Raw genomic sequence first — 18355 nt, 5'->3', positions numbered from 1 at the left:
TCCCCACAAATAGTGTCTTTTAACAGCCAAGAAAATCGTCTTTCAGGGAGCACGTGATGATCACCGTTTTAGCGCTATTGGGTTTGATTTTGGGCGCATGGTCTGTTCGCAGTATCTGCATCAAGCAGCAAAGCAACATCAAGAAGCTGGTTAAATCTTTCGTTGCCGCATTCTACTTCCTGGCATTTGGTGGGCTGAGCAGTGAGGATATCAATAAGATGCTTGTCGCTATCGTCATGCTGTTACTCGGTGCGGCAATACAGTGGTATGCAAATCGCCGCTATAAAACCCCTGAAGAATAATGCATCCGGCAGGGGCTCAATAACTCAACGAGTAGGCTGATATTCCATCAGCATTTCATGGGTAACCGACGCCCCGCCGCAGACAATCACCAACACGTTATCTTCAGGCTTGAAGCCGATCCGGTTTTTATACATCAACGATAAAGACGCGCCACACGCAGGTTCAACCAATACGCGATGATCGTTAAGGAACAGTTTGCAGGCTTCGACCGTTTCGTCGTCGGACACCAGCAAACTCTTTACATCAAACTGCTGACTAACGTTAAACGCATTTTCGCAAACCTGACTCGCCGCCAACGTGGTGGCAATGCCGCTGACCTGTTCAAGACGGACCAATTTCTTCGCCTGCATCGACGCATTCAGCGATGCCGTACCAAAGGTTTCCGCAACATATATCGGGATGTTTTTAAGCTGATGTTTTTCCAGCCCCAGCGCGATACCCGATAGCAAACTGCCGCCACCCACCGAAAGCACCACAGCATCCGGGATCACGCCAGCCTCAATCACTTCATCGATCAGGGTGCTGATGCCTTGCCACAACAGTGGGTTATCAAATGGATGCACATAGACGTTGGTGTCGGAAGTTAATGACAAGGCATGATCGTTTGCTTCACTCCAGTTGCGGCCATGCACAATCAGCTGGGCGCCTTCCTGCTGGATCAGCTGCCGAGCGCGGGAAGAGGTCGTCTCGGGCACCACCACCGTCACCGGGATATTTAGCTGTCGGCCACTGTGCGCTACCGCGATCCCGGCATTTCCGCCTGACGAACTGACAAACCCTTTGGCACCTTTGGCCGCATAAAACTGGCAGGCGTGGCTGGCGCTGCGCAGTTTGAATGAGCCGCTCGGTTGGGCCGACTCCATCTTTAGCCAGACGTTACACTGGTTTAACTGACTCAGCGGGAGGGAAGAAATCAGGGGCGTTTGCAGCGAAATAGTCATCGTGGGAGGTGTGCCTTATATGCGACTTTCCAACAGGTTAGCCTTAAACAATAGCTTTTCACCGTTGCAAAGTCATCAGGCGAATACCTTTGATGTTATCGCCGGTTGCTTCCTGCTGAATGGCTGGCGCATCAATTGCTGACAGCGCCGATGGCAAGCTAAACGCCGAACGCGCTACAAAAACGTCCAGATAAAGCGGTCGTTGTCTTTGGTAATGCGTCCGGCAGATGTGCGATCGAAATGGCTGGTAAACACCGTCGCGTTTTCAGTTGCGGCAAATTCCAGCAGCCAGCGGCGGGATTCGGCGGCCAGTGGACCGTTTCCGCAGAACATTGAGTTCCACTGCGGATGGGCCACCTGAATGGCTGAGTGCATCACGTCGCCCAAAAAGATCGCCGTTTCACCTTCGGTGACGAAGGCGATGCTCATATGTCCCGGGCTGTGTCCCGGCGTTGGATAGAAGACGATACCGGGCAGGTATTCGGTGATTTCATCGGGCAGGGTAACCAGACGGCGCGCATCAATGATCGGCTGCACGCTATCATCAAATACCACTCTGCGTGCCGCTGCGGCTGGAGAGGTCATAAAGGTGACTTCTGCCTGCGGGCAAACCCAGGTTGCGTTGGGGAAGGTGGGTATCCAGCTATCGCCATTCGGCACCGTATTCCAGCCAACATGATCGGTGTGCAGATGCGTGTGCAGCACATAATCCACGTCTGCCGGATCGATCCCGGCGGCAGTCAGATTCTCCATCCACGGGGAATTTAGCTGGTGGAACAGCGGACTGAAAGGCCGATCTTTGCCATTACCGGTGGCGGTATCGATTAGCATGATGCGGTTAGGGGTTTCGACCAGCCAGCTGTGAACGCTCATGTTCACCAGCATATCGGCTTGCTCAGCAGGCGACTCATCACCCGACGTGGGGAACAGTTTCCCCTGCGGCACGCTGAACATCTGTTCAGTCAGGCGGGTGATTTTCAGTTTGCCGATAGTGTAAGACGCCTGCTCAGTCATTAATTTACTCCGTTATGGTAAACCCCCCGGATGGCCCGGGTGATGACGCTGAAATATCCTGCAGGGTCAGACAGCGTAAATGCGCCTGGATTCCCCGTAAGCGTAAATAATGATATTTAACGTTTGATGACGGCGCACAGGTCGAAAGTCTCGTCTGCAGGGGACCTAAACACACTGTTGAGCTCACAATCCAGCCAAAGCCACAGGTTTTTACCCTTTATCTTGTTTATCCCGCGCCAACACTCTACCCTCAGTGGGCAACAACGATACGCGAGTGACGCGTCCACCGTTCGGCCTGGAGCCAACTTGATGAAAAGCGACAAAGAGATTTCGATAGACCAGTTTACCGATGCAGAGAAGGAGCTGGTGGCGGCAAAGGTTAAGACCCTGACGTTAAAGATGAGCCATGTGCCAAGTAAGAAAGAAGAAAAGGAAATTCAGAAAGAGGCCAAGCGTCTGGTGATGAAGGATCGTGTGGTAAAAGAGACCACCAAAGCCGTGATAGCGAAGAAACCACGCAAGGCGTCTTCGGCTAAAGAGAGTGAAGTTAAAGAGTTCAACTGGTCAGCTTCACTAAGCAAAAACCCGCGCGCATTAAAAGCCAAATAGTGCCGCCCGCTACAGCGTCAGCCGGGTGCCAGCCCCGAGCGTCTGACGCTGTCAGCATTACCCCACAATAATCAAATGCACCAGCCGGGCTAATACCTCAATAATCAACAGGCTCCCAGCCGTAATTAACGACAGCGTGATATAAAACTGTTTGCGATTGCTCATGAGTGTGAGAAGTCCCAATCCCCGAATAGCCTATACTGTAGTCGTTATTTCCTAAACGGACTGTCAATGTTTCCAGTAAATGTGCTCAGGGTGGATCATGCTGTACCAATATCTTAACGGTGAAAACTGGCGTCATATTTATCTGGTAGGTGATTTGCATGGCTGCAGAACCTTGCTGGATGAACAACTGCTAGCCCGTCAATTTGATACAGAGAAAGATTTACTGATTTCCGTCGGTGACTTAATCGATCGCGGCCCGGACAGTCCGGCCTGTCTGGCACTATTACAGGAACCCTGGTTTCGCAGCGTGCGCGGCAATCATGAAGAGATGGCACTCAGCGCGCTGACCAGTGGATTGCATAAGCAGTGGATGTTTAACGGCGGTGACTGGTTCTATAAGTTGAAAGGCGTCGACATGATTGCGGCTAAGCATGCGATCAATCACTGCCGGACGCTACCGCTGATTATGCATGTGCAGCTGGACCAGCGCATCGTGGTGGTTGCGCATGCCGATTATCCGGCAAATCATTATGCGTTTGGCGCCGAAGTTGATGGCAATGAGGTTGTCTGGAGCCGCCAGCGCATTGAGCAATTACAGAAGGGAAAAGGGCAGGCCATTTCCGGAGCCGATGCGTTCTATTTTGGTCACACGCCGGTCCAGAGACAGCTCGATGCCTACAATCAGCACTACATTGATACCGGCGCCGTTTATGGCAACCGGTTAACGCTGGTGCAGATCCAGTAATCAGGCGAACAGTTTGCCATCACGCACCAGTTCGCGCGGATAGTTGTTCTTAATCCGGCTGCCGACTTTCTTCGCCAGACCAATCTGCTGCTGCTGACAGGTGAGGATCAACTCATCCGCAGGCAGATCCCGTTCCGGATAAATATCCCGCCCGCGATACCACTCTTCAGCTTCCGCTAACGTCAGCTCAAAACGGTTTTTAGCGTCAGGCTCAGCCAGCGCAATCACCGCTTCGTGCTGCCAGCGATAGCCTTTAGTGAACGTCTCAGCCAGCTTCAGACCAATGCGTGAGAAGCGCACTCTGACCAGCAGCGGCTCGATGGCTAACGGGAACAGCCAGATCTCTTTGTCACGCTCCCATAAGGTATGCGTTTTGCTGTCCCAGCTGAGGCCAGATTTGGCTGCGGCGGCGATAATTTCCTGCTGCTCTTTGCGTTTTACCGGGAAGAAGGGGAATTTACCCAGTTTGTAATTGGGTGTCGGTAATGCCGGCACGCTTTCCAGCTTACGCAGGCGGGCAACGAAGAAGCCTTCGCTGTCAAAGATCTGAGGGAAGACGTGCAGGAATCCTTCTGGCGTCACGGCCTGCTCTGCGCCGGGGAACAGCTCGTTCAGCGGTTCAATCTCTACCGCACCCGGATATTGCTGCTGCAGCCAGGCGATCACCTGCTGATTTTCAGCTCGATTAAGCGTACAGGTGGAATAAATCAGCGTGCCACCGGGCTTCAGGGCATGAAAGGCACTGTCGATCAGGTCATGCTGCGTGGCCGCAATCTCTGCGGTGCTTTCAACGGACCAGTTGCGCAGCGCATCGGCATCCTTGCGGATCACCCCTTCGCCCGAGCACGGCGCGTCCAGTAGAATGGCGTCAAAAATTTCCGGCAACGCGGCACCAAACACCCGACCATCGAAATGGGTCATCGCCGTATTACTGACGCCACAGCGGCTGAGATTGGCATGCAGCACCTTCACCCGGCTGGCAGAATATTCGTTGGCAAGAATGGCGCCCTGATTGCCCATCTTTGCTGCGATCTGCGTGGTTTTAGAGCCTGGTGCGGCGGCGACATCCATCACCGTTTCAGGCGTCGGACAGCCGGCAAATAAGGCGCTGACCGGCAGCATTGAGCTGGCTTCCTGAATATAGAAAAGGCCAGAGAGATGCTCAGCGGTGCTGCCCAGCGGCAGCGTGTCGGCATCGTCACGGGAAATCCAGAACCCTTCTTCACACCATGGGATAGGCGTCAGTTGCCACTGATATGGGGCAACCAATGCCAGAAAATCCGCGACGCTGATTTTGAGCGTGTTCACCCGCAGGCTGCGGCGTAACGGCTGCTGGCTGATAGCGATAAAACGCTCGAATTCTGCGACATCTGGCAGCAATTCGCGCATCTGATTTAAGAAAGAGTCGGGGAAGTACACGCGTGAGGAAGAGGACACTGAAAAATTCCGCTGGAAATAAGTGGGGCGAGTTTATCACATCCTGATAGCTGAAAAAAAACGGGCAGCTCAAGGCTGCCCGTTCAGGTTATTTCGCAGGGAGCGCGGTTCCCCATTTACGCCAGTCTTTTGGCTCTTCGTCTTCCAGCAGATAGTGCTTGCCGGAAGTGGCCTGCGGCGCTAACGGGATCGTCGGCGGCGTGGCGAAGGCAATCCCCCCCTGAATAAACTGCTGGAAGGTGCCGGTTTTCACTACGCCACCAATCAGACCGAATTTCAGGTTATAGCCGGAAGCCAGCCAGAACACCGAATTGTTACGCACCAGATGCTGGTACTTCTTGCTGATGCGCAGGGTGATCTGGACGCGGTCAGCCATGGCACCCAACGACGTGCCGGTGACCGTACCGACCTCAATGCCACGGAACAGCACCGGCGTACCGACGGAAACGGAACCGCCTTCAGGCGCATCCATAACCACGTTCAGGCCATCCAAATAGCGCGCGTCAGTAATGGTCGATTCCTGCAGTTCGAAACTGCGTTGAGCGCGGCCTTTGCCCGGATCGACGTTGATGTAAGGCTGCAACAGGGTTTCCAGATGATTGACACCCGCCGCCGATATTTCCGGCGAAACGACCGAGAAGCGGCTGCCAATGCGGGCAAAGTCATCCACATACTGCGGATACAGCACGCCTTTGGCGACAACCTCATTTTTTTCCTGATTCAACGCCAGGTCTTCGATCTGACCGATGGTAATGCCCAGATAGCGGATCGGCATGCCGGCAGAAAGTTTGGTGGCATCGTAAGTGTGCAGGGTGATCTGGCTACCTACCGCACGTGCGGCGGTTTCAGAGTTATACAGCACGCGCTTATCTTTGCTGGTCAGCCCGGCGCCGGCGCCGGTCAGGTTATCAAAGCTGATCGCACCTTTTAACACGCGGTTAAGCGGGGAGGCCTGAACCGTTAAGCCGCTGCCGTTCAGCTGCACGCGGGCACCGCCTTCTGACCAGAACACGCTGTTTTCGGTCAGCAGCTTGCGGTATTCCTGTTTGATATGCACCCGTACGTCAAACTCATTGGCTTTCGGGATCACCTCAACAATCTCGCCGACCTGGAACTTGCGATACAACACAATCGAACCGGCCTGTACATCCGGCAGGCTTTTCGCGGTCAGCGTCAGGGTGGTTGGCAGCTGGTTTGAGGTGATGCCTTCTGCCGCTTTCTCAGCATTGGCATAGAGCGGGTAATTCTGCTTCACCGCACCCTTGCTGCCGGGATCGAGACGAATGCCGCCATCAACCCACTCACTGGCGCTGGCACCCAGCACTTCCATGCCATCAATACCCAGCTTCACATCCAGCCGGCTGTTGATAATGAATTTACTGTCACCGTGGACCAGCTCGCGGTAGTTGCCCGCGATGGCGATAACGAAGTTCACGCCTTGCTCGTTCAGCGAGCGGTTAACCACCTGACCAATCTGCATGCCATGCAGCATGATCGGCTGGCCCGCATCGATGCCGTAGCTCTCCGGGGCGGTCAGCTTCAACTCCAGCGAGTTAGGCTGTTGCAGCAGTGCTTCGTTGCTCTCCAGTACCTGATAATGATCCTGCGGCGCGCCTTCACCTGGCACCAGCTCCAGAGTGTTGCCGGTCAGTAAGCTGCTTAAGCTGGTGTCATTCAGGCTGATTTTCGGGCTGCGCATTTCAATGCGGGTGCCGGTGCGCATCAGGCCGGTGACAGAAGGATCGATGGTCAATTCTCCGGTTACCTTGCCGCCTGGCTGTAAGGTCATCGCGGTCAGGGTGCCCACTTCAAGGCCCTGATACATCAGCGGGGTGCTGTTGGCCTTAAGATTCTTGCCGCTCGGCAGGTCCAGGCTGATGATCACGCCGCGATGGCTGTGCGCTAAATCAGGATAGAGATCGAAATTGTCTTCCGACTTCGCCTGTTCCGACTGGGCCGGCGAATCGAAGGCGATAGCGCCGTTCACCAACGCCGCCACGCTTTCCAGCTGTACCTTCACGCCGTTCAGCCCGACATCGGCCTTAACGCCTGATACGTTCCAGAAGCGGCTGTCTTTTTTCAGCAAATTGGTGAAGCGACGGTCAATCAGCACATCCACCGTCACGCCTTTATTACCGGGATTGATGCTGTAGTCGTAAACACGGCCAACAGGAATTTTACGGTAATACACCAGCGAGCCGGTATTCAACGAGCCAAGATCCGGCGTATGCAGATGGATCAGCATCTCGCCGGTATTGACGCGGTATTTCGGCTGAGTATCCAGCGCGACAAAGTGCTCTTTAGGCTGACCTTTACCCGGCATCATGCCGATGTAGTTACCGCCGACCAGCGCATCAAGGCCTGAAACCCCCGCCAGCGAGGCTTTCGGCGTCACCAGCCAGAACTGGGTCTGGTCGCGTAACGCGTCTTTCATATCGCTTTTGATGCTGGCCTTGATTTTGATGGTGCGCAGATCGTCCGTCATGCTGATGCCCTGCACCAGACCGACTTCAACACCCTGATAACGGACCGGCGTTCTGCCCGGCACAATGCCGTCCGCCGTGGCGAAATCAATAGTGACGGTGGTCCCGCGCTCCTGGTAATTTGACCAGATAAGCCAGCCCGCAATCAGCAGCGCAATCAGCGGCAATAACCAGAAGGGCGAAATTTTCCGCCGGCTGGTAATGCGCGCGTTAGTCGGTGTAGTCGGCGTTTCCTGTTGCATGTGCATCCCATAATAAACGGCTATCCAGCCACTCAACGGCAAGAATAGTGAGTATGACTGACGAGCCAAAATAGAAAGCTGCCGGTCCCATGTTGAAAGAGAGAAGCTGGTCGCGATTGACCAACGACATGGTTAACGAAATAACAAACAGATCCAGCATAGACCAGCGGCCTACCCAGGTAACGACCCGCAGCAGGCGGACGCGGGTTTTCAGTCCCTGTTCACACTTGAAGTGAATACTGAGAAGTAGCGTCAGTAGCACAATAATTTTGGTAAACGGCACCAGAATACTGGCCACAAATACCACGATGGCCACCGGAATATTGCCGGAACCCAGCGACATAATCCCCGAAAGGATGGTGTCTTCCTGGCGGGAGCCGGTGAGATAAATGATGGAAATTGGCAGCAGATTGGCCGGGATCAGCAGCACAATAGAGGCAATCAAAGCGGCCCAGGATTTCTGCAAGCTGAAGTGACGACGGAAATAGAGCGGCGTGTGGCAGCGTGGGCAACGGCCCCGGGCATCGGCAACACCGGTGTGGTGGCAGCTCAGACAAACCTGTAACTTTTCCCGGGCAACGTTAGGGTGAGGCTGCGGATAAAAGCGGTGCCAGAGCTGCTCAACGTTTAAATGAATCAAGGTCACCAGGCTCAACAGCGTCAGCGAAATAAACGCAATCAGCCCGGTGCCAGGCGTAATCGCCGCATAGTCCTGCACTTTAATTGACGCAACGGCAATCCCCACCAGATAGATATCCAGCATCACCCACTCTTTCAGGCGATCGAGCATCAATAATACCGGACGAAGGTTCATGCCCAATTTATGGCCAAAATAGAGATAGGCAATAGACCCAACCAGCGTCGCGGGGGCACCAATGGTGCAAAAGGCCACCATCGAGGCGGTAATGACATTGCCTTGCTGCGCCATCTGAGTGATGCCTTCCAGCAGACTGGCATAAATGTTGGTGCCCAGCAGGCGGATGCTCATCAGCGATTCAGTGTAGGCGAAGGGCATCAACAGCAGCATGGTGACGGCCATCGCACACAGCCGGGTCATCGACCAGTCACGGCCATTCATAATGCGAGCATTGCAGCGAGGGCAGTGCGCAGACTGGTTGGATTTCACATCTGGTAAGGAAAAAAGGGTATCGCATTGGGGGCAACGCTGATAACGTGCCTGAGGCAGAGCATGGCTAATGGCGTGTATTTTCATAATCCTGATCGTCTCAGGCCCAGGCAGCGCAGGTGCAGGGCAGGGTTAAGTTTTTTCGCCATAAAACGATAATGACACGTCAAGGTCATGCTTAAGGCTTCGGACTGACTAAGGGTATATTAACTAACGGAATGATTCACCTTGTCCGTCTGGGCATTTAATGCTTATTTTAGCAAGGGGTCATCATGGGCCTCATGACACGTTTTCACAATGGTTAAAAAATGACAAAAGCTGAGTTTTATTCGGACCTGAACCGTGATTTGCGCGCGCTTATCGCTGGAGAAACAAGTTTCCTGGCGGCAATGAGCAACTGCAGCGCGCTGTTATATGAGCGCCTTGACGGTGTTAACTGGGCAGGTTTCTATCTGTTGACCGAAGCCGATACGCTGGTTCTGGGACCTTTCCAGGGAAAAATCGCCTGTGTGCGTATTCCGGTAGGTCGCGGCGTGTGCGGTACGGCCGTGGCCGAAAGTCAGGTTCAGCGCGTGGATGATGTCCATGCTTTCCCGGGTCACATCGCGTGTGACGCGGCCAGTAATGCTGAGATCGTGCTGCCATTGGTAGTGAACGGCCAGACAATTGGCGTGCTGGACATCGATAGTATCGAATATAAACGCTTCGACAGCGAAGACGAAGCGGGGTTAAAAACCCTCACTGACGGGCTGTGTGAGGTGCTTGCCGGGTCTGATGTGGAAAAATTTATTCACATGAAACGCAGCTAAAGCGCTGGATCACGTAGCAATTGCCGATGGGGTCATTATAATGACGCCTGTTCATGCCTGCGCTGGTTGGCAAACCCGTTGTAATCAGGAAATTTCATGGAAAATCAACCCAAGTTGAATAGTAGTAAAGAAGTCATTGCCTTTCTGGCCGAGCGTTTCCCGAAATGCTTTAGCGCCGAAGGCGAAGCACGACCACTTAAGGTCGGCATCTTTCAGGATTTAGTCGATCGTGTTCAGGGCGAAATGAGCCTGAGTAAAACTCAGCTCCGCTCCGCACTCCGTCTTTATACGTCCAGCTGGCGCTACCTGTACGGCATCAAAGCCGGTGCAGTCCGCGTTGATCTGGATGGTAACGACTGTGGCGTCCTCGACGAGCAGCATGTTGAACATGCCCGTAAGCAACTCGAAGAAGCAAAAGCGCGTGTTCAGGCACAGCGTGAGCAGCAGCAGGCGAAGAAACGCGAAGCTGGAGAAGAGGGGGCACCACGCCGTCCTCGTAAACCCGCGCGTAAACCTTCTGCCGAAGGTGAGCAGCCACGCCAGGTTCGCAGCAAACCTCAGCGTAGCACCGAGCGCGCACCTTCCGCAGAGCGTCAGCCAGCAGCAGCTCCAGCTCCCACTAAACCCGTTACCGATACCGCAGCACTGCAAGTCGGCCAGAATATCAAAGTCACCGCGGGCAAAAGTGCGATGGACGCAACCATTCTTGAAATTACCAAAGATGGCGTCCGGGTACAGTTGGCTTCCGGCCTGGCAATGATAGTACGCGCAGAACACTTGCAGTTCTGATACGGAGGCCAATCAGGGCATGAACAATTTTTTCAGAACTACTGTGATCGCAGGACTGCTGCTGGCAGGGAACGTTTTCGCCGCCGATAACATTACGCGTGCCGATCAAATTCCTCAGCTGCATCAGGAACCTCAGCATGCGACAGTCAGTGAACGTGTTACCTCACGTTTTACCCGCTCGCATTATCGCCAGTTCGATCTTAATCAGGATTTTTCCGTTAAGATTTTCGAACGCTATCTGAATCTGCTGGACTACAGCCACAACCTGCTGCTGACCTCGGATATCGAACAATACGCCAGCAAAAAAACCACCTTAAGCGATGAGCTGAAGAGCGGTAAGCTGGATGTATTTTACGACCTGTATAATCTGGCGCAGAAACGCCGCTTTGAGCGCTATCAGTACGCATTGTCCGTGCTGAATAAGCCCATGAATTTCACCGGTACCGATACCATTGATATCGACCGGAGCAAGTCGCCGTGGCCAAAAACCACGGCGGAGCTGAATCAGCTGTGGGACGCGAAAGTCAAATATGACGAGCTGAGCCTGAAGCTGACCGGCAAAGATGAAAAAGAGATCCGCGAAGTCCTGACCAAGCGCTATCAGTTTGCTATCCGCCGTCTGGCGCAGAGCAACAGCGAGGACGTCTTCCAGCTGGCGATGACCGCGTTCGCGCACGAAATCGATCCGCATACCAACTATCTCTCTCCACGTAACACCGAGCAGTTTAATACCGAAATGAGCCTCTCTCTGGAAGGTATTGGTGCGGTGTTGCAAATGGATGACGATTATACGGTGATTAACTCGATGGTCGCCGGTGGTCCGGCAGCCAAGAGCAAATCGATCACCGTTGGCGATCGGATCGTGGGTGTCGCTCAGCCGGGCAAACCGATGGTGGATGTGATTGGCTGGCGTCTTGATGACGTGGTCGCGCAGATCAAAGGACCGAAGGGCAGCAAAGTGCGCCTGGAAGTGTTACCGGCCGGGAAGGGCACCAAAACCCGCATCGTCTCCCTGACGCGTGAGAAAATCCGTCTGGAAGACCGCGCGGTCAAAATGACCGTGCAGAATGTCGGCAATAAGAAAGTGGGCGTGCTGGATATCCCTGGTTTCTATGTTGGCCTGACTGACGATGTGAAAGTGCAGTTGCAGAAATTGCAGAAGCTGAACGTGGATAGCGTGGTCATTGACCTGCGTACCAACGGCGGTGGCGCACTGACCGAAGCGGTTTCCCTGTCTGGTCTGTTCATTCCAAGCGGCCCGGTTGTTCAGGTTCGTGACAACAACGGTAAGGTTCGTGAAGACAGTGATAACGATGGCATCGTTTATTACAAAGGTCCGCTGGTGGTGTTGGTTGACCGCTTCAGTGCCTCGGCTTCAGAAATCTTTGCGGCTGCGATGCAGGACTACGGACGTGCGCTGATTGTCGGTGAGCCGACCTTCGGTAAAGGCACCGTGCAGCAGTACCGTTCACTGAACCGGATCTACGATCAGATGCTGCGTCCTGAATGGCCGGCGCTGGGCTCTGTCCAGTACACCATCCAGAAGTTCTACCGTATCAACGGCGGCAGTACTCAGCGTAAAGGCGTGACGCCTGACCTGCTGATGCCAACCGGCGTGGAAGCGGTTGAGACTGGCGAGAAGTTCGAAGATAACGCCCTGCCATGGGACAGCATCAATGCGGCCAGCTACACCAAGTCAGGTGACTTAACCTCACTTGAGCCGAAGTTGATTCAGGACCATCAGGATCGCATCGCCAAGGATCGTGAGTTCCAGTACATCATCAAAGATATCGCGCGCTTCAATGCAATGAAGGACAAGCGCAATATCATCTCTCTGAACCTCGCCGAGCGTGAGAAAGAGAACCACGAGGATGATGCACTGCGTCTGGAGCGGATTAACGCCCGTCTGCAGCAGGAAGGCAAAAAGCCACTGGCTAAGCTGGACGATCTGCCGAAAGACTATAAAGAACCGGATCCGTACCTCGACGAAACGGTCAACATTGCTAACGACCTGGCGCAGCTTGAAAAAGCACAAACGCCGCCAGCGGCAGCAAAATAAACCCGAAGGGCACAGCTTAGTCTGTGCCCTTTTTTTATCCCGCACCTCTCGCCTGTCGCTGATTTACGCCTGCCGGCAAAGCCATTTCACTTAACTCTTCCTGTTGATGCATCCCAAGATGCTTCAAAGTGTAAAGTTATGTCTTTTTAGACACTTAAAGATTAAGGGTGCTTGAAATGTTTTGCTTTGCCCATAGGATAGTTATCCGCTATAAGCGAATTTGTTAACTGAGGAAGATGAAATTCTATGATGCGTATTGCGCTTTTCCTGCTGACCAACCTGGGCGTTATGTTGGTCTTTGGGCTGATCCTCAGCCTGACAGGGATCCAGTCAAGCAGTGTACAGGGCCTGATGATCATGGCGGGTCTGTTTGGCTTCGGCGGTGCGTTTGTCTCACTGCTGATGTCGAAGTGGATGGCGTTGCGATCCGTCGGTGGTGAGGTTATTGAGCAACCGCGCAATGAGACCGAGCGCTGGTTGATGCAGACCATTGCTCAGCAGGCACAGCAGGCGGGTATCGCCATGCCGCAGGTGGCTATCTATCATGCGCCGGATATCAACGCCTTTGCGACCGGTGCCCGTCGTGATGCGTCACTGGTGGCGGTCTCTACCGGCCTGTTGCAGAACATGAGCCGTGACGAAGCCGAAGCGGTGCTGGCTCACGAGATCAGCCACATCGCTAACGGTGATATGGTCACCATGACGCTGATTCAGGGTGTCGTGAACACCTTCGTGATCTTTATCTCGCGCATTCTGGCGCAGGTTGCCGCAGGCTTCCTGTCCGGCAACCGTGATGAAGGTGAAGGCAATAACGGCAACCCAATGGTCTACTTCGCCGTGTCGATGGTGCTGGAGCTGGTCTTCGGTATCGTGGCCAGCATCATCACCATGTGGTTCTCGCGTCACCGTGAGTACCATGCCGATGCCGGCTCTGCGCGACTGGTTGGTCGTGAGAAGATGATTGCAGCCTTGCAACGTCTGAAAACCAGCTATGAGCCGCAGGAAGCCAGCACCATGATGGCCTTCTGCATTAACGGTAAGTCGAAGTCACTGAGTGAGCTGTTTATGTCTCACCCACCGCTGGATAAGCGCATTGAAGCGCTGCGCAGCGGTCAGTATCTGAAGTAACCGACAGCTGTAATGAAAAAACCGGGCATTGCCCGGTTTTTTTATGCCTGAAAAGCACTCAGCTACGGGTGCCGGGCTGCGTCATTCGCATCGCACTTACTACGGTAGCCAGCGTTGCGAAGCTGCCTGCCAGTAATAAAGAAGCATGGGTACCGTGGCCACCAAACAGGTTGAACATCAGCGCGACCAGCGCGGCACCACTGGTCTGGCCGAGCAAGCGCGCGGTGCCCAGCATGCCGCTGGCACCACCGCTGCGGTTGCGCGGGGCGGAAGTGATAATGGTGTGGTTGTTCGGTGACTGGAACAGGCCAAAACCCGCACCGCAAAGCGCCATGCGCCAGATGATATTCAGATCTGACGGAGAATCAGGCAGCAGCGCCAGCGAGAACAGACCGCTGGCGAACATCGCCAGACCAATCGCTCCCAGCAGACCGGCGTGATAGCGCTCAATCAGTCGGCCGGCAATGGGCGCCATCACCATAGTAGCCAGTGGCCAGGGAGTCAGTAACAGTCCGGTGGCCACTTCGCCACGGTGTAACACGGTTTGCATAAAGAAGGGCAGTGAGACCATCGCCAGCATCTGGGCGCAGAAAGAACAGACCGAGGTGCCCAACGACAACGAGAAGATGGGAATGCGCAGCAAATCCACCGGCAACAGTGGGAAAGGCATTTTCAACTGACGGCGAATAAAGACGAAGCCGACGATGACCAGCGCCACCAGCTCGGCCAGCACCAGCTTGCCACTTTGTCCCTGCGCGAAGCCGCTTAAAGCCGAAATTAACAGGCCAAAGGTCAGGGCATTCATAATTGCGCTGGGAATATCAAAGCGCTGCTCTTTCGATTTCTGCGTGTTATCGGGCAAGAAGCGGAAGGCGAGATAGAGCGCCGCCAGGCCGACCGGTACGTTAATCAGGAACAACCATTTCCATGAGGCGACCGACAGCACCGCGGCCGCCACGGTGGGTCCGGCAGCGGTGGATACGGCCACGATCAGCGAGTTAATGCCCATTCCGCGCCCGAGAAAGCGCTGCGGATAGATTATCCGAATCAATGCGGTGTTGACGCTCATCAACGCGGCGCCACCAAAGCCCTGTAATACGCGGGCAAAGGTCAGCATTTCCAGCGAGCTGGAAAGGGCGCAAAACAGCGAGGTGCAGGTGAACAGCACCAGACCGGCCTGATAGATACGGCGGTAGCCCAGAATATCGCCGAGGAACGACAGTGACAGCAGCGAGATGATAATGGCCAGCTGATAGGCGTTAACAATCCAGATGGATTCTGCCGGGCTGGCGTGCAGCTCGCGGGCGATGGTCGGCAGTGCCACGTTGGCAATGGCACCGTCAAGCACAGCAACGGTGATGCCTAAGGCAATCGCCATTATTGCGCCGTAGCGCTGCGGGATGGGTAATCCGTCGGGTTGAGTTGTTTGCGGCATGGACCAAATTAGTCAGAAGAGTGAATATCATTATGCTAATGATTTTTCACTGACTATTCCAGGTTGTTACGCGGCGAAAACTATCAGCAGATATGTCAGGGCAATTTACCCACTGAGCATTGCACCTGCCAGGCCGCAAAACGTATACTAGAAATACCGTTCCATTTTTTATAAAACAAAAATAAGGTCCTGTCATGGCGAATGGCGATGTGGATAAACAGCCGGATTCAGTCTCATCGGTGTTGAAGGTTTTCGGTATCCTGCAGGCTCTGGGCGAGGAGCGTGAGCATGGCATTACCGAGCTTTCACAGCGGGTAATGATGTCGAAAAGTACCGTTTACCGTTTTCTGCAAACGATGAAATCCCTCGGTTATGTTGATCAGGAAGGCGAGTCAGAAAAATATTCGCTGACCTTAAAGCTGTTCGAACTGGGCGCCAAGGCGCTGCAAAATGTCGATTTGATCCGTAGCGCGGACATCCAGATGCGCGACATTTCTCGCCAGACCAAAGAAACCATCCATCTTGGCGCGCTGGAAGAAGACAGCATTGTCTATATTCACAAAATTGACTCCCTGTATAATCTGCGAATGTATTCGCGCATTGGCCGCCGTAATCCGTTATACAGCACGGCTATCGGCAAGGTGCTACTTGCCTGGCGTGACGTCTCAGAAGTGAAAGACATCATGGCCAACGTGACCTATAACCGCAGCACGCCGAGAACGGTCGGCAGCACCGAAGCGCTTCTGCCGGTGCTGGATAAAGTCCGGTCGCAGGGGTATGGGGAAGATAATGAAGAGCAGGAAGAGGGGCTGCGGTGTATCGCGGTACCGGTCTTTGACCGTTTTGGCGTGGTGATTGCCGGGCTGAGTATCTCCTTCCCGACCATCCGTTTCTCTGAGGAAGAGAAAAGCAGCTATGTGGCGATGCTGCATCGTTCTGCAAAACGGCTTTCAGAGCAGATGGGCTATCACGACTACCCGTTCTGACAAAAGGGCCAGAGTTTTCTGGCCCTTATTCACTCAGTTATCGACGACTTCGGTGCTTTTCTTCAGCAACGGGCAATCGGTCACGCCGACAACACCGCTGTCAGTGTGCAGGTACTGTGCGGTTACCATGCCGCGCGCGGTCATGTACTGACACTGTAATCCCAACCCAGCCACATTTTTAGTGCTTCCTGCCAGAACACCGTAACCGGTGACTAACAGGGCAAGCCAGATAATGACCAGCAGCGCAACGATGCGAATTAAAAATCTCATGTATTCCCCTTTATTGTTTGTCAGACAGCAATCCTGGCGTTTCCACCTCGCTGCCAGCGTTTATCATAGCAGTAAGCTGCGAGCCTGTACGTACTTAGCGCTGAGGATACACAAAGCCTGGGACAACGGCTGCGCGAAGGTTCTTAAATTTGTGTGAGCTGGCTATCAATTCGCGTCTGACCTGGTAGAATCTTCGCAGGTCTGCATCAGTCAGTATTGCAGTAACACCCGCATTTTTGAGGCATGTATGAACGAAATAACAAATGGCGCGATGGGCTTGGCATCGATGGGGTTTAGTGTAGCGCTGGTGATCGTCGGGCTGATTGCATGGTATTTTGTCAATCGCGCCAGCGTCAAGGCCAGCCAGCAGGTCCAGTTACTTGAGGCCCTGCTGGAAGAGCAGAAGCGTCAGAATGTGTTATTACGCCGTTTGACCGATTCGGTTGCCGGAAAAGAGAAAGCCGCCAGCACCGAGCCGGATAACAAAGATTTCACCCGACTGATCCCTGAACGTTAAGTATTCACTCAAGGAAGCGTGACTATGGCCTGGAAAAATCCCTGGTACGATGCCGATAAATCGCACCATACGCCTGACGGATTCCGCAATCCCAAGCCTGAGCTGCGACAGAATGGCGATCTGAAGCGCTGGCGTAAAGAGCGCAAGGCGGCGGGATTACCTTTCCCGCCGGCTAAAGGTTACGACCATTTCACCCAACGCTGGTGGCAGCGCGCTGACCTGACGGGGATTGACGATGCCATCTGGTGGCTGGGTCATGCCTGCCTGTTGTTGCGCGTTAACAGCCGCTACACGCTGATTGATCCGGTATTATCGCGCAGAGCCTCGCCGGTCAGTTTCTTCGGCCCGGAACGTAAAACCCCCACGGCACTCGAGATTGACGATTTGCCTGCACTGGACTGCATGCTGATTTCTCACAGCCATTACGATCATCTCGACAGGCCCACTATCAAAAAAATCCTGAGGCGTTTTCCGCAGGTTGAATTTGTGGTGCCATTAGGGCTTGAACGCTGGTTTAAGGCGTTGGGCGCGGTGAACGTCACGCCCCTCGACTGGTGGGGCAATAAAGAGGTCGCGGGAATGTCTGTTCATGCTGTGCCTGCGCGTCACTGGAGCATGCGTACGCCGTGGGATCGCAATCGCTCACTGTGGTGCGGTTGGGTGATCCAGGCCGGTGAACTGAATTTCTGGTTTACCGGAGACAGCGGCTACAGCGAAAACCTTTTGGAAATCCCGCGCAGGCTGGGGCCGTTCAATCTGGCCGCCTTACCGGTCGGCGCGTATGCACCAAAATGGTTCATGCGCGGTCAACATATGGATCCCGATCATGCCGTTTCCCTGCACCAATCACTTGGCGCACCGCTGAGCATCCCCATTCACTGGGGTGTGTTTGAACTGGCTGACGAATCCCTGGATGAGCCGCCGATTGTGCTGTCAGAGGCGATGCGCGCAGCAGGATTGGATGAAAGCCGCTTCCAGGCATGGCGAATAGGTGCGAAAAAGTCCCTGAATAATATTGCCCAGGATTAATCCTAAAACGGTTAATTTAACATTTGGCTAAAATGAGAGCAGCGTCTAATAAAGCAAATAGACTGATGGTACGACCGGCAATTAATTGATGCCGCGAGATGCGTTTAAATGGGGCAGGCGGGAATACAGTTTCCTGATTTTGGTGCAATTAAAATTCATATTGTACCAATAGCTTCTTTTTGCATCCGTTGATCCTCCAAACGTTTATCCCCTGACCGTATCAGGATAATGAAGAATTTTGAGTAAGCTATGCCACATTTATGCAATG

17 protein-coding genes are annotated in these 18355 nt (G+C 53.9%); 10 read left to right on the top strand and 7 right to left on the bottom strand.

The annotated features are described in order from the left end of the window. Positions 1–56 precede the first annotated feature (56 nt). Complete coding sequence (locus tag EBC_RS14160) at positions 57–302, top strand: hypothetical protein (protein WP_013202500.1); 246 nt, start codon at positions 57–59, stop codon at positions 300–302. A gap of 24 nt (positions 303–326) precedes the next feature. Here EBC_RS14160 and EBC_RS14155 read toward each other — a convergent pair whose 3' ends face one another. Next, positions 327–1244: a pyridoxal-phosphate dependent enzyme gene (locus EBC_RS14155; RefSeq protein WP_013202499.1), complete on the bottom strand. Its 918-nt coding sequence runs from the start codon at positions 1242–1244 to the stop codon at positions 327–329. Between the two features lie 174 nt (positions 1245–1418). Then, complete coding sequence (locus EBC_RS14150) at positions 1419–2258, bottom strand: MBL fold metallo-hydrolase (protein WP_013202497.1); 840 nt, start codon at positions 2256–2258, stop codon at positions 1419–1421. A gap of 309 nt (positions 2259–2567) precedes the next feature. On the opposite strand from EBC_RS14150, the gene EBC_RS14145 reads away from it, so the two are divergent. After that, on the top strand, positions 2568–2867 hold the full coding sequence (locus EBC_RS14145; RefSeq protein ID WP_013202496.1) for a hypothetical protein: 300 nt from the start codon (positions 2568–2570) through the stop codon (positions 2865–2867). 262 nt (positions 2868–3129) lie between these two features. After that, the gene (locus tag EBC_RS14140; RefSeq protein WP_013202494.1) at positions 3130–3777 is read left to right on the top strand and encodes a metallophosphoesterase; all 648 of its coding nucleotides are present in this window, start codon (positions 3130–3132) and stop codon (positions 3775–3777) included. Here EBC_RS14140 and rsmF read toward each other — a convergent pair whose 3' ends face one another. The 3 genes from rsmF to yebS form a co-directional block, all read right to left on the bottom strand. Further along, entirely contained in the window at positions 3778–5214 is a 1437-nt protein-coding gene (rsmF, locus tag EBC_RS14135) for a 16S rRNA (cytosine(1407)-C(5))-methyltransferase RsmF (protein WP_013202493.1), read from the bottom strand. A gap of 88 nt (positions 5215–5302) precedes the next feature. Then, positions 5303–7939: a PqiB family protein gene (locus tag EBC_RS14130; protein WP_041692023.1), complete on the bottom strand. Its 2637-nt coding sequence runs from the start codon at positions 7937–7939 to the stop codon at positions 5303–5305. Next, positions 7908–9152 (bottom strand): membrane integrity lipid transport subunit YebS, encoded by a 1245-nt coding sequence (gene yebS, locus EBC_RS14125; protein ID WP_013202491.1) that lies wholly within the window; start codon positions 9150–9152, stop codon positions 7908–7910. The genes EBC_RS14130 and yebS overlap by 32 nt, the downstream gene beginning before the upstream one ends. Positions 9153–9373: 221 nt before the next feature. Between yebS and EBC_RS14120 the strand changes: the two genes are divergently transcribed. The 4 genes from EBC_RS14120 (at position 9374) to htpX (ending at position 13850) form a co-directional block, all read left to right on the top strand. Then, a complete protein-coding gene (locus EBC_RS14120; RefSeq protein ID WP_013202490.1) occupies positions 9374–9874 on the top strand; it encodes a GAF domain-containing protein in 501 nt (166 codons plus the stop codon). Positions 9875–9970: 96 nt separating this feature from the next. Beyond that, complete coding sequence (gene proQ, locus EBC_RS14115) at positions 9971–10663, top strand: RNA chaperone ProQ (RefSeq protein ID WP_013202489.1); 693 nt, start codon at positions 9971–9973, stop codon at positions 10661–10663. A 19-nt stretch (positions 10664–10682) separates the two neighbouring features. Then, a complete protein-coding gene (prc, locus tag EBC_RS14110) occupies positions 10683–12722 on the top strand; it encodes a carboxy terminal-processing peptidase (protein ID WP_013202488.1) in 2040 nt (679 codons plus the stop codon). Between the two features lie 246 nt (positions 12723–12968). Further along, complete coding sequence (gene htpX / locus EBC_RS14105; protein ID WP_013202487.1) at positions 12969–13850, top strand: protease HtpX; 882 nt, start codon at positions 12969–12971, stop codon at positions 13848–13850. A gap of 58 nt (positions 13851–13908) precedes the next feature. Here the strand turns inward: htpX and EBC_RS14100 are convergent, their stop codons facing one another. After that, the gene (locus tag EBC_RS14100) at positions 13909–15285 is read right to left on the bottom strand and encodes an MFS transporter (protein ID WP_013202486.1); all 1377 of its coding nucleotides are present in this window, start codon (positions 15283–15285) and stop codon (positions 13909–13911) included. Between the two features lie 194 nt (positions 15286–15479). Here EBC_RS14100 and kdgR point away from each other — a divergent pair, with 194 nt between their 5' ends. Continuing rightward, positions 15480–16271 (top strand): DNA-binding transcriptional regulator KdgR, encoded by a 792-nt coding sequence (kdgR, locus tag EBC_RS14095; RefSeq protein WP_013202485.1) that lies wholly within the window; start codon positions 15480–15482, stop codon positions 16269–16271. A 33-nt stretch (positions 16272–16304) separates the two neighbouring features. On the opposite strand, the gene EBC_RS14090 is transcribed toward kdgR, so the two are convergent. Continuing rightward, positions 16305–16541, bottom strand: a complete 237-nt coding sequence (locus EBC_RS14090) for a YobH family protein (RefSeq protein WP_013202484.1) — start codon at positions 16539–16541, stop codon at positions 16305–16307. Positions 16542–16788: 247 nt separating this feature from the next. Between EBC_RS14090 and EBC_RS14085 the strand changes: the two genes are divergently transcribed. Both EBC_RS14085 and EBC_RS14080 read left to right on the top strand, forming a co-directional pair. Continuing rightward, positions 16789–17058 carry a YebO family protein gene (locus tag EBC_RS14085; protein ID WP_013202483.1) on the top strand — a complete coding sequence of 90 codons (270 nt, stop codon included), beginning with the start codon at positions 16789–16791 and terminating at the stop codon, positions 17056–17058. Positions 17059–17082: 24 nt separating this feature from the next. Continuing rightward, positions 17083–18087, top strand: coding sequence for an MBL fold metallo-hydrolase (locus EBC_RS14080; protein ID WP_013202482.1), 1005 nt, complete (start codon positions 17083–17085; stop codon positions 18085–18087). The last annotated feature ends 268 nt before the right edge of the window (positions 18088–18355 follow it).

The sequence above is a fragment of the Erwinia billingiae Eb661 genome (genome assembly GCF_000196615.1).
Classification (GTDB): Bacteria; Pseudomonadota; Gammaproteobacteria; order Enterobacterales; family Enterobacteriaceae; genus Erwinia; species Erwinia billingiae.
This window is presented reverse-complemented; position numbering and strand designations above follow the sequence as displayed.